This window comes from Kitasatospora sp. NPDC092039 (assembly GCF_044756065.1).
In the GTDB taxonomy this organism is placed as follows: Bacteria; Actinomycetota; Actinomycetes; order Streptomycetales; family Streptomycetaceae; genus Kitasatospora.
Genome location: NZ_JBIVSD010000006.1, coordinates 199,911 through 213,598 on the forward strand (window position 1 = coordinate 199,911; position 13,688 = coordinate 213,598).

At 75.1% G+C, this 13,688-nt stretch carries 11 protein-coding genes; 7 read left to right on the forward strand and 4 right to left on the reverse strand.

Features of this window, described 5'->3' with window-relative positions:
* The first annotated feature begins 7 nt into the window (after positions 1 to 7).
* Positions 8 to 1,192, forward strand: coding sequence for a PLP-dependent aminotransferase family protein (locus tag ACIQI7_RS14770; RefSeq protein ID WP_401109209.1), 1,185 nt, complete (start codon positions 8 to 10; stop codon positions 1,190 to 1,192).
* Between the two features lie 280 nt (positions 1,193 to 1,472).
* Positions 1,473 to 2,102, forward strand: a complete 630-nt coding sequence (locus tag ACIQI7_RS14775) for a sigma-70 family RNA polymerase sigma factor (protein ID WP_401109211.1) — start codon at positions 1,473 to 1,475, stop codon at positions 2,100 to 2,102.
* A 19-nt stretch (positions 2,103 to 2,121) separates the two neighbouring features.
* Here the strand turns inward: ACIQI7_RS14775 and ACIQI7_RS14780 are convergent, their stop codons facing one another.
* On the reverse strand, positions 2,122 to 4,302 hold the full coding sequence (locus tag ACIQI7_RS14780) for a BTAD domain-containing putative transcriptional regulator (protein ID WP_401109214.1): 2,181 nt from the start codon (positions 4,300 to 4,302) through the stop codon (positions 2,122 to 2,124).
* Between the two features lie 411 nt (positions 4,303 to 4,713).
* Positions 4,714 to 5,757 (reverse strand): hypothetical protein, encoded by a 1,044-nt coding sequence (locus tag ACIQI7_RS14785; protein ID WP_401109216.1) that lies wholly within the window; start codon positions 5,755 to 5,757, stop codon positions 4,714 to 4,716.
* A gap of 290 nt (positions 5,758 to 6,047) precedes the next feature.
* Here ACIQI7_RS14785 and ACIQI7_RS14790 point away from each other — a divergent pair, with 290 nt between their 5' ends.
* The 4 genes from ACIQI7_RS14790 (at position 6,048) to ACIQI7_RS14805 (ending at position 10,017) form a co-directional block, all read left to right on the forward strand.
* The gene (locus tag ACIQI7_RS14790) at positions 6,048 to 6,926 is read left to right on the forward strand and encodes a peptidoglycan DD-metalloendopeptidase family protein (protein WP_401109219.1); all 879 of its coding nucleotides are present in this window, start codon (positions 6,048 to 6,050) and stop codon (positions 6,924 to 6,926) included.
* A 117-nt stretch (positions 6,927 to 7,043) separates the two neighbouring features.
* Complete coding sequence (locus tag ACIQI7_RS14795; protein ID WP_401109222.1) at positions 7,044 to 7,805, forward strand: FHA domain-containing protein; 762 nt, start codon at positions 7,044 to 7,046, stop codon at positions 7,803 to 7,805.
* Complete coding sequence (locus tag ACIQI7_RS14800; protein ID WP_401109225.1) at positions 7,802 to 9,133, forward strand: serine/threonine-protein kinase; 1,332 nt, start codon at positions 7,802 to 7,804, stop codon at positions 9,131 to 9,133. Before ACIQI7_RS14795 ends, ACIQI7_RS14800 begins: the two co-directional genes overlap by 4 nt.
* A gap of 152 nt (positions 9,134 to 9,285) precedes the next feature.
* Positions 9,286 to 10,017, forward strand: coding sequence for a TNT domain-containing protein (locus ACIQI7_RS14805; RefSeq protein WP_401109226.1), 732 nt, complete (start codon positions 9,286 to 9,288; stop codon positions 10,015 to 10,017).
* A 203-nt stretch (positions 10,018 to 10,220) separates the two neighbouring features.
* On the opposite strand, the gene ACIQI7_RS14810 is transcribed toward ACIQI7_RS14805, so the two are convergent.
* On the reverse strand, positions 10,221 to 10,451 hold the full coding sequence (locus tag ACIQI7_RS14810) for a tautomerase family protein (RefSeq protein ID WP_401109229.1): 231 nt from the start codon (positions 10,449 to 10,451) through the stop codon (positions 10,221 to 10,223).
* A gap of 208 nt (positions 10,452 to 10,659) precedes the next feature.
* Between ACIQI7_RS14810 and ACIQI7_RS14815 the strand changes: the two genes are divergently transcribed.
* Positions 10,660 to 11,565 (forward strand): helix-turn-helix domain-containing protein, encoded by a 906-nt coding sequence (locus ACIQI7_RS14815; RefSeq protein WP_401109232.1) that lies wholly within the window; start codon positions 10,660 to 10,662, stop codon positions 11,563 to 11,565.
* A 67-nt stretch (positions 11,566 to 11,632) separates the two neighbouring features.
* Here the strand turns inward: ACIQI7_RS14815 and ACIQI7_RS14820 are convergent, their stop codons facing one another.
* Positions 11,633 to 13,576, reverse strand: a complete 1,944-nt coding sequence (locus ACIQI7_RS14820) for a BTAD domain-containing putative transcriptional regulator (RefSeq protein WP_401109235.1) — start codon at positions 13,574 to 13,576, stop codon at positions 11,633 to 11,635.
* Positions 13,577 to 13,688 lie beyond the last annotated feature (112 nt).

Below are 13,688 nucleotides of genomic sequence, written 5' to 3' on the forward strand. Positions count from 1 at the left end.
AGCACGCATGCCGCCGCCCGCCCTGGTGGAGCCGCCCGTCCTGGCCGGCGGATCGGCCATCCACGAGGCCCTCGCCCTCACCGGCAGGCCCGACGTGATCTCCTTCGCCGGCGGACTCCCCGCCACGGAGCTGATCGACGCCGACAACCTCCGCGGCGCCTACGACCGGGTGCTGAGCGAGTCCCCGGGCCGGGCCCTGCAGTACTCCGGCTCGGACGGCGACCCCGACCTGCGCGCGGCGATCGCGGCCCGGCTCTCCCGGCAGGGCCTCCCGACCCGCCCGGACGACCTGCTGATCACCACCGGGGCGCAGCAGGCCCTGGCCCTGCTGGCCGCCACCCTGCTGCGCCCCGGGGACGTGGTGGCCGTGGAGGACCCCACCTACCTCGCGGCCCTGCAGTGCTTCGCCTACACGGGCGCGACGGTCGTGCCCGTCCCCTCGGACGACGGGGGGATCGTCGTCGAGGCGCTGGAGCGGGTGGTCGCCACCGCGCGGCCCAGGCTGCTCTACCTCGTCCCCACGTTCCGGAATCCGACGGGGCAGACCATGGCGGGGGACCGCCGGAGGGAGGTGGCGCGCCTCGCGGCGGAGCACGGGTTCCGGATCGTGGAGGACGACCCGTACGGCGAACTGCGCTTCCGCGGCGAGCCGGTGCCGTGGATCGCCTCGCAGCCGGAGGCGGCGGACCGGACCGCGCTGCTGGGCAGCCTGTCCAAGACGATCGCACCGGGCCTGCGGCTGGGCTGGCTCCGCGCACCGGGGACGCTGCGCCGCGCCTGCCTGTTGGCGAAGCAGGCGCTCGACCTGCACTCCTCGACCGTCGACCAGGCCGCCGCCGCGCGGTACCTGGCGGACCACGACCTGGACGCCCACCTGGTGTCGGTGCGCGCGGCGTACCGGGAGCGCTGTGCGACGCTGCTGGCCGCGCTCCCACGGGTGCTGCCCGCGGGCAGCACCTGGAGCCGGCCGGACGGCGGGATGTTCGTCTGGGCCCGGCTGCCGGCCGGTCACGACACCGGGGCGCTGCTGCGCGACGCCGTCGCCAAGGGGGTCGCCTACCTGCCGGGCGCGCCCTTCCACGCCGGCCCCGCGGACCCGGGGACGATGCGGCTGTCCTTCGCCGCCCACCGCCCGGAGGTGATCGAGGAGGGCGCCGGCCGGCTCGCCGACGTGCTCGCCGGCCCGGGCTGAGCCGCGTTCCCGTCCCCGTTCCCGTCCCCTGACCGCGCCCCGCCCGGGCGCCGGAGCCACCGAACCCCCGCTCCCCCGCCGCCCGAGCTGCGGCGGGGGGCCGGGGGTTCGGTGTGTGACGCGCACTGACGCAGGGCCGTCGTGCCGACTGACGCACCGGCACCCGGGCGGCAGGGAAACGTCACTGTTCGGACACAGGGGGGCTCCTAGTGTGCGGAACACGCGGTGCCGGAGGACGCATCCCGGCACCCGCCCGCCCACCATGTGACAGGGGACCGGAATGACTCACCGACCGACGGCCACCATGACCGGCGAGGCCACCGTGCGCGGCACGGCCCGCCGGCGCCGCGCGACCACCACGGCCGTCACCGCCACCACCCGCGGCGCGACCGCGACCCGGTCGGACCTCCTCGGCGTGATCATGAGAGAGCACCGGGAGGCCCTCCTGGCCTACGCGGAGCGGATGACCGGGGACCACGGGCTCGCCGAGGACATCGTCCAGGAGACCGCCGTGCGCGCCTGGCGGAACATCGACCGCCTCGTCGGCCTGGAGGGTTCGGTGCGCGGGTGGCTCTTCACCGTCACCCGGCACCTGGTGATCGACTCGGTCCGCCGGCCGCACGCCCGCCGGGAGGTGGTGGGCTGCTCGCACGAGGAGCCGTCCGTACGGCGGGAGTCCGGCGAAGCGGTGCGCGACGGCACCGATTCGGTGCACGACGTGCTGTTGGCCCGGCTGTTGCTGCGGCGGCTGTCGCCGGAGCACCGCGCCGTCCTGGTCCACATCTACCTGTGCGACCGCACCATCCAGGAGACCGCCGGCATCCTCGGGGTGCCGCTCGGGACGGTGAAGTCCCGTCAGCACCACGCGCTGCGCAAGTTACGGGCCGTGGCCGGGCCCAGGGCCGCCTGAACCGACGCCCGCCGGAGGGTCAGGGCGCCGCGAACCGGGCGCCCGACTCCAGCGCGGTGGTGAGGTGTTGGCGGAGGGCGGCCGCTCCGGGGCCGCCCTCCGCCTCCCGAAGGAGCGCCGTCAGGGCGGGCCGCTCGGCCGCGATCCACCGGGCGGCGCCCGTCGGGTCGTCGAACCGCTGGGGGCGGACCCCGGCCCGCGGGGGCGGCAGCGGCAGACCACTGCCGCCGTCCCGGTCGCGGTCGCCGTCACCGCCGTGGTCACCGTCACCGTCACCCTCGCCGTGCGGCACGAGCAGGGCGGCCGCGGCGGCCGCGCTGTGCAGGTAGTGCTCGGACAGCCGGGCCCGGGCCTCGGCCAGGGCGTCGTCCCCGTCCACGCAGTGGGCCAGTTCCGCCGCGCGACCGCGCAGCAGCCCGTGGCAGGCGTACCGGCCGGGAACCCGTTCCACCGCCATGCTGCGGTCCACGAGTTCGGCCAGGTGCACCCGGGCCGACCAGGGGTGGGTACCCGTCAGACTGGTGACGACGGGCAGCGAGAAGTCCGGCCCCGGGTACAGGCTGAGCAGCCGGAACAGGGCCGCCGCGCCGCTGCTCAGCGTGTCGTAGCTGCGGGAGAAGACGCTGCGGAGGTCGGTGCGGGCGTCGTGGCTGGAGAAGGCCACCAGGCTGTCCCGGTTGTCGCGGAGCTCCTGGGCGAGCGCGCCGAGCGGGAAGTCCGGGCGCGTCCGGGCGCGGGCGGCGACCACCGCCAGGGCCAGCGGGAGCCCGCCGCACAGCCCGACGATCTCCTCCGCCGCCGCCCGCGCGTCCGCGACCCGGTCCGCGCCCAACCGGTGTTCGAGCAGTTCCAGGCCCTCCGGCCCGGCCATCGGAGCCAGCGCCAGCAGCCGGGCGTCGTCGGTGACGGCCAGCCCCTCCAGTCGGCTTCGACTGGTGACGATCGTCAGGGATCCAGGGGCGCCGGACAGCAGCGGACGCACCTGCTCGCAGTCCCTGGCGTCGTCCAGGACGATCAGCAGCCGACGCCCGGCCAGCGTCCGCCGGTAGCGCGCGCCCAGCTCCGCCGTGCTCGCGGGCACCGGGTCCGGGCGGGCGCCGAGCGCGCCGAGCACCTCGGTCATCGCGGCGGCCGGGGTGAGCGGCGGCTGCGCGCTGTGGTGGCCCCGGAGGTCGACGTGGATCTGCCCGTCGGGGAAGCGCCCGGCGACCAGGTGCGCCCAGTGCAGGGCCAGCGTCGACTTTCCCACGCCGGCCATCCCGCAGACGGCCACGGTCGTGGGCGACGGGGCTTGCCGGCCCGACGGGGTGAGCGCCTCCAGGCAGTGGTCCAGGACCTGACGCCGGCCCGCGAAGGGCAGGTGCACCGGGGGCAGTTGGGCGGGCCGCACCACCGGACCGGCAGCCCGCTCCGGCCCGTCCGCCGGCCGTACGGCCTGTCGGCGCAGCACCTGCTGCCGGGCGGAACGCAGACCGGGCCCCGGCTCGACCCCCAGTTCGTCGGCCAGGGTGCGCCGGATGCTCTCGAACTGCTGGAGCGCCTCGACCTGACGGCCGGTCGCGGCCAGCGCGGCGACGATCCGGGAGTGCAGCGCCTCGTCGAAGGGGTGGCAGTCGACGGCCCGGCGCAGCGCCGTCAGGACCTCGTCGGTCAGTGCGGGCGCCGAGGCGAGGACCACGTCGGCGGCCTCCTTGGCGGTCGCGACGTACTCGTGCCCCGCCGCGGTGAACAGCGGGTGCTGGGCCACGGACGTGCCGGCCGCGATGGTCGGCCCGTGCCACAGGCCCAGTGCCGCCACGAAGTCCTGCGCGCCCCGCTCGGCGGCGCCGGCCCGGACGGCCTGCTGCGCCTGCGCGCGCAGGGCGCGGAAGCGGAGCAGGTCCGAGGCGGAGGTGTCCACCAGCAGCCGGTACCCGTCCGCGGCCCGCACCAGGTGCTCCGCCTCGGTGCGGCTGCGCAGGCCCGGCTCCAGGGTCCTTCGCAGCGCGCCGATGTGACGGTGCACCACGTTGACCGCGCTGGCCGGCGGGTCGTCGTCCCAGAGGATGTCCACCGCCTCGCTCAGGGTGATCGGCCCGGGCGCCCGGAGCAGCAGCAGCGCGAGCAGTGCCAACCGCTTGGGAGGCCCCAGTTCCAGTTCCGTGGTGCCGCGGGTGGCCCGCACGGCGCCGAGGATCGAGTAGCGAACCGGTGCGTCCATCTCGGGTTGACCTCGCAGTCCTTCCGCGTCCCGCCGGGGTGAGCAGCGGCCCCCTCCATAACCATTCTGGGGGGTTATTCATTTGTGACCGTCTCACCCCCCGGCGCCCGCTGTCAAGCCGCCCTCCGCCGTCGGCGTCCGCCCCCCGGCCAACGGCGGAGCGCGCTCGGGGGAACCAGGGGACGGGCGTTTCGGCGAGGGGTCGCCCGCGCTCCACCTGGCGGCCTCGACCGCCGGTTCGGGTGCGCGGACCGCGCGCACGGGTACCGCCCTCGCTCCGTCCGACCGCCCGACCGACCGCCCGCCCGTCCGCCCGTCCGCCCGTCCGCCCGCCGGTGTCGCGACGGCCGGCCGGCTCGCCGACGGCGGTGCGGTGGTTGTACGGCCGGCCGGTGCGGCCTGCCCGCCGGATCAGGCGTCGATCGGGGTCAGCCCGGGGTAGACGTCCTGCCAGCGGTAGCGGCGGCAGCGGAGGTGCCAGAAGGCGAAGGCCTTCATGTACCGGTCGAGGTGCGGGCGTTGCTCGTCGGTGGCGAGGTCCAGGATCCGGCGGTAGGCGGTCAGGCCGCTGTCGAGGCTCCTGCGGTAGGCGGCGAGGTACGGGATGCCCTCGCTCACCGCGCGGCGGTGGATCCGGCTGACGGCGAAGTCCTCGCCGTGCACCGCCTCCTTGTAGAAGGACAGGACGTCGTTGACGTCGTTCAGGAACGCGACGCAGGAGCTCAGCGCGGCCGACCAGAAGGCCCGGTTGTCGGCGGAGCCCAGGCAGGGATCGGTGAACTGGAGCGAGCTGAACCAGAACTGGGAGAAGCCGTTGAAGACGCGGACGAAGTCGCTGTCGACCTCGTCCGAGGCCTCCGGCGTGAACTCCGCCTCCATCAGGACGCCGCTGATCGCGTTGTAGAAGAAGGTCTTGAACACGGCGAGGAACACCGGATCGCAGAACCGCGCGATCTCGTCGAACATGTACTCGATGTACCGGGTGTTCGGCGAGGACGCCGATCGCCCGGGCAGCATGCCGGCCCGCAGGACGGATCCGGCCTCCGCCCGGTCGTGGCAGCACACGTCGTCGGTGTTGGTGGTGAACACCCAGACGCGGTCGAGCGCGAGGGCCGTCGCGTCGTCGGCGACCGGCACCATCAGGGCGCGCATCAGCGTGATGTGGGCGGTGGTGGCGGGGGGAACCGTGACACCGGACGCCGCGAACTCGGCGGTGAGCGCGGCGGTGTCGGCGCGGACCTGCCCGAGGTCGACGGGCGGGGCGAAGGATCCGACGAAGGCGATCATCTCGTCGACCAGGCCCGAGTCCAGAACGCCGGCGACCATGCCGCGGTGCCGGGGATCGGGGACGGCGTCGAGGCCGCTCCGCGCGGTGTAGTGGAGGGTGTCCACGCCGGGCGGCCGGGGGTGCCTGATCGTACGGCGGCCCGTCGTACGGCGGTCTGTCCAGTCCACACCGTGTCCTTCCGTACGCCGCTTCCGGGGTACGCACCTGCGCGGCCGCGCCCATCCTCACCCGGCCGGCCCCCCACCGGCCGCGAACCCGGCGCCGTCAACCCGACCGGGCGTACAGCGCACCGACAGGTTGACGGAACGCCGCCGCGGACGCGCCGGCCGGGACGCCACCCGCAGAGGCCCGGACCGTCGAACCCTCGTTGTTGCGAGGTGCCGCGACCGCCGGAAGGGCCCGAGCATGGCGGTGGCGGTGCCCGCCCCGGGTGCCGCCGACCGGAAGAGGGGGAGACATGGGCAACCGCGTTCGCGACCGGTGGCGGCCGGGGGTACTGGCCGTCGTCCTGGGAATCGTGCTCACGGCGTTCGCCGCCGGAACGGGAGCCGGAACGGCCGCCGCCCAGCCGGCGCCGCCGCTGTTCCAGATGCCGTTCCCGTGCGGGACGACCTGGGAGCTGGACACCTACGGCGAGGAGCACAGCCCGGCGCTGGACATCGTGGTGGAGCACAACACCGGGTCCGACGCCCTGCCGGTGCTGGCCTCCGCGGCGGGCACGGTGGCCGCCACCTACTGGGACGACGGCTCGGGCAACACCGTCCAGATCAGCCACGGCAACGGCTGGTTCACCGCGTACTACCACCTGATGGACGACCCGGCCGCCTTCGTGAAGAAGGGCGACCCGGTGCTGCCGTCGACCCGGATCGGCCGGATCGGCAGCACCGGCGGCACCGACTGGGCGCACCTGCACTACGAGCAGCGCTACGCGGCGACGGGCGACTTCACCTACGAGAAGGACCGGGTGCCGGTGCGCTTCGACGGCGTGGAGTACAGCGGCCTGAACCGGCACTGGCCGAGCGTCACCAGCCGCAACTGCACCGGCGGCCCGGCCCCGGCCTGGCAGGACTGTCCGACCGGCCAGGTCTGCTTCTACTCCGGCCCCGACGGCACCGGCACGGTCTGCCGCTCGGCCGTCGACGATCCCGCCAGCACCTGCGGGCTGCGCCGGTCGTACTTCAACAACGGGACGGAGCAGCCGGGCTACGACCACGTCCAGGTGTCGTTCCGCGAGGGCGGCGGCCAGTGCCTGCACTTCGGCTGGGCGGAGGGCCGGGGCAACTTCCCGGACGGCGGCCGGACGGTCGACGCCTTCCGCTGGCGCGGCGAGTGCTGATCCGCCCCTCCGGCGCCGTCCGTACGCCTCCGTACCGGTGGTGACCGGACGTTACGAGAACGTTTAGTTCCGCTCGCTACCCTTTCCCCGGACCGCAGACGGGGGAAGGGAAGCGGCATGTACAGCATCATCGTGGTGCCCGGGCCCGGCATGGCTCCGGGCGACCGGTTCCACCTGGCACCGGGGCAGACCCTCCGATTCGGCCGGGCCGCCGCGGCGGACGCAGCACCCGGCCTGGGCATCCCGCACAGCGGCGTCTCGCGCACCGCCGGCGAGATCGGCGCCACCGGCACGTACTGGACGCTCAGCAACCTCAGCCGCACCTCCACCTACGTCGTGGAGAACCCGGAGGGCGCGGGCGAGCACATCAAGGTCGCACCGGGCCGGCTGGCCGCGCCCGTCCCGTTCGAGTTCGCCCGGGTGGTCCTGCCCGCCGGGTCCGAGCTGCTCAGCCTCGACGTCTGGGCGCCGCGCCACGACTACGCCGACCGGGACGCGCCGACCGGGTGGGACACCTCCGGCGGCCCCGGCGGCGAACCCACCCTGCTGGCGTTCCCGCTCGACCACTCCAAGCGGTACTTCCTGGTACTCGCCGCGCTCTGCGAGTCCCGGCTGCGCGGCGATCCGCACGCCCCGGCGCCCACCGTCGACCAGGTCGTCGAACGGCTCCGGCCGCTCTGGCCGTCCGCCAACCGCGCCGCCGTCCAGTGGAACATCGACTACCTGGCCGTCAAGCTGCGTCTCAAGCCGGCCCCGGACACCGCGGCCTCCGGTCCGCGCCTGGTCGGCAAGAAGGACGCGCTGGCCTCCCTCGCCCTGCGTTTCGACCTGGTCCGCGAGGACGACCTCGCCCTCCTCGCCCCCGGGACCGCGTGGTGAGCCTGCCGCCCGGGCCCTGCGGGGCGCTGAGCGTCCCCGACGGCTACCGGATCGGCGCGTGGCGGGTCGGCCGCCTGCTCGGCAACGGCGCCTTCGGCAGCGTGTACGCGGCCCGCCGGGCCCTCCCGCGAGCCGGCCTGCCGTCCCGCGCCGCGCTCAAGTTCCTGCCCACCGGCACCCGCACCCCGCGCCAGCTCCGCCACCTGCGCGAACTGGCCGACCGCGAGACCGAACTGCTCAGCCGGGTCCGGGCACCACGGCTGATCCGGCTCTACGAGATCCTCGCCGTCGACGAGCCCGACCGGCCCGAACTCGACGGCGCCACCGTCCTCGTGCTGGAGGAGGCGGACCGCTCGCTGGACACCCTGCTCGCCGAGGACCGCACCCCCCGGACCGGCCCCGCCCTGCTCGCGGAGATCTGCGAGGGACTCGCCCAGTTGCACCGCGCGGGCTGGGTGCACGGCGACCTGAAGCCCGGCAACGTCCTGCTGATGCCGGACGGCACCGCGCGGCTCGCCGACTTCAACCTGGCCGCCGAACTCGACGGCACCCACGCCTACGCCCCGCCGTTCGCCACCCCCGACTACACCCCGCCGGACCTGCTCTGGGCGGAGGTCGGCGAACGCGGCCGGCAGATCCGCCCGACCGCCGACGTCTGGGCCTTCGGCGTCCTCGCCCACCTCGTCCTCACCGGCGCCCTGCCCCTGCCCGGCGCGACCCCCGCGGCCCGCCGGGACGCCGCACTGCGCTACGCCCGGGGGGAGGAGGAACTGCGGATCTCGCCCCGGCTGCCGCCGGTGTGGCACGACATCGTCCACGACTGCCTGGCGCGCCGTCCCGAGGACCGGGCCCGCCACAGCACCGCCTCGCTGCTGTGCCGGGTGCGGAGCGCGGGCGCCGGCCGGCGCCCGCGCCGCCCGCTGCTGCACCGGTACCGCCGCCCGCTGGTCGCCGTCGCCGCGGCGGGCCTGGCGGCCGGCCTTCTCGGCCACGCCGCCGGCCGCGACCCGATCGGCTACGCACGCTGCGGGCACGGCTCCGTCTGCTTCTTCTCCGAACCCGACGGCCGCGGCGAGATGTGCGCCTGGGTGGACGGCTACCGGGACTGGACGCAGGGCGGCCGCACCTGCGCCTGGGCCGCCGACCGGCCGCCCCGGTCCGTCTACAACAACGGCCAGGGCACCGAGGAGGGCGCCAGCCTGGTCGACGTCCGCTACTACGCCGACCCCGACCGGCAGGTCCTCCTGGACTGCGTCGAGCGCGGCGAGCGGCGCGACCTCCCCGCCGGCGAACGACCCCGCTCGCACACCTGGGTCCCGGCCTGCTGACCCCCGGCGCCCGGGACACTGATCCGGGCCCAGACCGTCCGCTGGGACGGCGAGGTCCATCGGAGTTACGAGCTGTGGCGATGGAGAACAATTCGTAGACCATCCACTACGTTCCGCTGTGCATCCAGCCGCCTCCCGGAACGGAGTTCAGCATGCGTCTTCGCTCGATGGCCGCCGCCTCCCTCGCCTGTGCCCTGCCGATCACCGGCCTCGCGGCCGCCGGGGACGCCGTGGCCCAGCCCGGAGCCGTCCGGGCCGCCCGTGCCGTCCTGCCCGACGACTGCCCGAACCGGCCGGTCCCGCCGGTCGTCGACCCGGAGCAGTACTACTGCGGCGACCCCCGGCTCGGCCCCGCCGCCCTGCCCAACACCGAGCCGATCGCCGTCCTGCTGAGGGGGTACCAGCGGTTCGGCGGTCTCAGCGCCACCAACTTCGTGAAGCTCTACGCCGAATCCGACACGGGGGACTGGCAGTTCGCGCCCGATCGCGGCTTCCAGCGGCTCAACGGCCAGGTCAACCGGACCAAGTGGACCGTGCCGGTCGGCACCAAGCTGGACCGCTTCGGCGAGCTCAAGGGCGGCTACCTCGCCGACCCCGGCACACCGTACACCCAGCGCTCGCTGACGCCGGACGGGCTCAACCCCGACCCGAAGGACGGCAAGGCCTACCACTGCCTGAACGCCCTGAAGCCCTTCGACGTGTGGCGCGGCCACACGGCGGCCTTCTACGGCATGCCCGGCGGCGGCGTGCAGGAGTGGCTCGACAAGGCGCTCAAGCCCGCGGCACTCGGCACCAAGGACTACAAGATCGACGTCCTCGTCGCCGAGGGCTACCTCCAGGTCGTCGACGACGACCAGTGCGTGGTGACACCCACCGGCGCCTGACGGACCGGCAGGCCCCCGGGCTGCGATCGGCCAGGTCGAAGGTCGTGATCGTCCGGAACGCGTGGAGCGGTCCGCGGTACGGGCCCCGGTGGTAGCCGAAGACCGTCCTGCTGCCGATCAGCCGTCAGCGGCGGCCGTGCCGGTCGCCGCCGACGGTGTCGGGCAGCGGCTCGTCGCGCTGCTCACGCAGGGGCCTGGAGCGGTCAGAGGTCCCTGGTGTCGGTCGGTGCCGCCTCACCGAGCGTGGTGAGGGTCAGCACCTTGCCGGAGATGCCCCAGCCGCCGTCGGCGACCTCCTCGACCAGCACCATGGTGTTGTTCCGGGCGCGCTCGCCGTAGATCTCGACGTACAGCTCGGTGACGCGGGTGACGATCTCCTCCTTCTGCTCCGGGGTGAGGGTCTTCTCGGGGACCTTGAAGTTCGCGAAAGGCATGGCCGGTTGTTCCTGTTCTCAAGGGGACGTCACGGACGGGGGGTGGGCACCGCCGACTCCAGTGGTGGCCGCGGTCAGGGCCGCGGTCGCGCCGCCGCCCTGCCGCGACCTCCACGATCGGCCGGTCCCCCGCCCCCAGCCAGGGTTGCGTCTACCCAGGGGGTGCCATCCCCTGGCTGCGGCCCGGCGCGCACGCGACCATCAAGGGGTGAACCTTCCAGAACTCGGCGCCTTCCTCCGGACGCGCCGTGACCGCATCCGCCCCGTAGAGGTCGGTCTCCCCCAAGGCCCGCGCCGGCGCGTTCCCGGGCTGCGCCGAGAGGAAGTCGCCCAGCTGGCAGGGCTGTCTGCCGACTACTACACCGAGCTGGAACGCGGTGGTGGGAAGCACCGCGTACAGCCCTCGACCCAGACCCTGGCCGCCCTGGCCCGGGCTCTGCGTCTGAACGGCGACGAGCGCGACCACCTGTTCCGCCTGGCCGAACGGCCGATCCCGCCGTCGGCCCACGGGCCGACGGCGCACGTGCAGCCCGCGTTCCTCGGACTCCTGGACAGGCTGTCCGACACCCCGGCGCGCGTCATCACCGACCTGCACGAAACCCTGGTGGAGAACGACCTGGCGCTGGCCCTGCTCGGCGCGTCCCCGGCACACCGCGGCCCGGAGGCGAGCTTCGTGTACCGCTGGTTCACCGATCCGCAGGCACGCGAGAGGTACCCGCTCGAGGACCACCCGCACCACTCCCGGGTGTTCGTGGCCGACCTCCACGCGGCGGCCGCCCGACGCGGCAGGGACGCGGAGGTCACGAGGATGGTCGCCGTACTGTGCCGCCGAAGCCCGGAGTTCGCGGCCCTCTGGAACACCCATGACGTCGCGGTGCGCCGCATGGACCACAAGAGGATCGTCCACCCCGCGCTCGGCGTCATCGAACTCGACTGCTACAACCTCCTCAGCGAGGACGGACGCCAACGCCTGCTGTGGTTCACCGCACCGCCCGGAAGCCGGGGGGCCGAACAGCTGGAACTGCTGTCCGTCATCGGAACCCAGGACCTGGGCGTCACCGGGGACCCGGCCCCGGAGAGGGTGCCCGCGGCCGAGTCCGGACCGCAGCGCTGACCCGCACCGGAGACGGAGGGCCGTGTCTCGTCCTGCGGGTTCGCCGACGTCCCCACCGCTGCACCGGTCATCCCCTGTCGGCGCACGCCTCCGCCTCCGCCTCCGCCAGGTACCGTGCCACCGGCCCCAGCGTCAGCAGCCCGCTCGCGCCGCCCGCGTGTTCGGTGCGGGCGGGGCGCAGGGCTGTGGCCGCGCGGGCGGCGACCGGGCGCTCGCCGAGGCGGGCGGCGGCGTGGGCCGTCAGGCACCAGAGCGCTTCCTGCATGTGGTCGGGGGGTGGTTCGGGCGCCGAGGCGAGGGCGGTCCGGGCCTCCTCGGCGCGGTCGCGGGCGAGCAGCACCAGCGGCTGGGTCCAGGAGCGGTAGGGGCCCCAGTCGAGAGCCGGGTCGGTGGGTGCGGGGCGGCCGTGCAGGAGGCGAAGGCCCAGGAGGGCGAGGGCGAACAGGCCCCGGTGCAGTCCCGGCATGCCCGCCGTCGCGGCGAGGGCGTCCTCGGCGGCGCGGTAGTGCGCCGCGGCGGTGGCGGCGGTCGGTCCGCCCGGTTCGGTGCTGCGGGCGGCCGTGGCCCGGGCCCGGAACCAGGCGGTGAGGACGGGGACGAGGGAGGCCTCGGTGCTGACGGCGAGCCGCTCGGCGGCCTCGGCGTGCGCGGTCGCGGCGTCGAGGTCGCCGAGGGCGGAGGCGGACTGCAGGCGGATGAGCCGGCCGAGCACGGCGAAGTTCGGCAGTTCGTGCCCGGTGGCCAGGTCGAGGATCTCGGCGCCGGTCACGTCCCGGGCCGCCGCGAGCCCGGGCCGGGTGAAGGACTGGAGGAACACGCCGTTGAGGGCGAACACCAGCAGGGCCGGGTCACCGAGTCCCCGGGCCAGTGCCTCCGCTTCGCGCGCCGCCCGCGCGGCGCGGGCGAGCGCGGTGCCGGACAGATCGGCGCTGCGGCTCTCGACCGCGACGGTGGCCAGCAGGCGGGCGCGCAGTTCGGCGGGGCCGCCGGGGCCGAGCGCGGTGAGCGTGCGCTCGGCCGCCTCCACGACGGCGCGGGACTGCTCGGGGTCGTCGGCCCGGCTCCAGAGGGCGGGCACGTCGTAGGCGCCGATGACGCGGGCGGTCAGGGCGACGTCTCCGGTGCGCTCCGCCGCCTGGACGGCGGCGAGGCGGTCGCGCCGCGAGTGGACGAGGGCGTCACCCCCAGCCAGGGCCAGGGTGCGGGCCAGCTCGACGGTGGTGCGCGGGCCGAAGCGGGCGGCGGTGGTCCACACCGTGCGCGGCGGCCGGAGCGTCGGGGCCCCGTGGAGGATGTCCGTCTCCAGGCGCCGCAGGTCGGGGTCGGGGTCGAGCCCGAGCTGGTCCACCAGCATCGTGCGGGCGCGGCGGAGGGTGGCCAGCGCGTCCGCCTGACGGCCCGCCCGGTGCAGTGCGCGGGCCAGCAGTCCCCAGGCCGGCTCGCGCCAGGGGTGTTCGGTGACGTGGGCGCCGAGTTCGGCGACCAGCTCGGCCCCTGAACCCGCGTCCAGCAGGAGGCGGGCGCGCACTTCCGTCGCCTCCAGCCGCAGCTCCTCCAAGCGGGTCCGCTCGCGACGGGCCCACGCGGAGCCGGTGACGTCGGCGTAGGCGGGGCCGCGCCAGGCCGCGAGGGCCGCTTCGAGGTCGGTCAGCGCGTCGGGCGCGTTCCTGGCGCGGGCCAGGGCGTCCTCGAACCGGTGGGCGTCCACCTGGTCGCGCGGCAGGCGCAGCGCGTAGCCCGGGCCTTCCGTGACGAGGACGCGCGGTGGGGTGCGGGGTGGCCGCTCGGGTTCGAGGGCGCGGCGCAGCGCGGCGACGAACGTGCGCAACGCCCCGACGGCGCGGTCCGGCGGCTCGGCCCACAGGTCGTCGACGAGGGTGTCGGTGGCGACCATCCGTCCCTCGGCGGCGACGAGCCGGGCGAGCACCTCGCGGTGGCGGGGCCCGCCCAGGTCGACCGGGGTGCCGTCGTCGTGGAAGGCCCGCACGGCTCCGAGTACGTCGATTCGCATGCCTTCCATCTTCCGCGTCACGGGACCGCGACGTCGACGCGTACTGATCGGCTGCTGATCGCCGTCGCCCATGCTCGTTCCGTCAGTCCTCGGACCGGGACTCTCGCCGGTC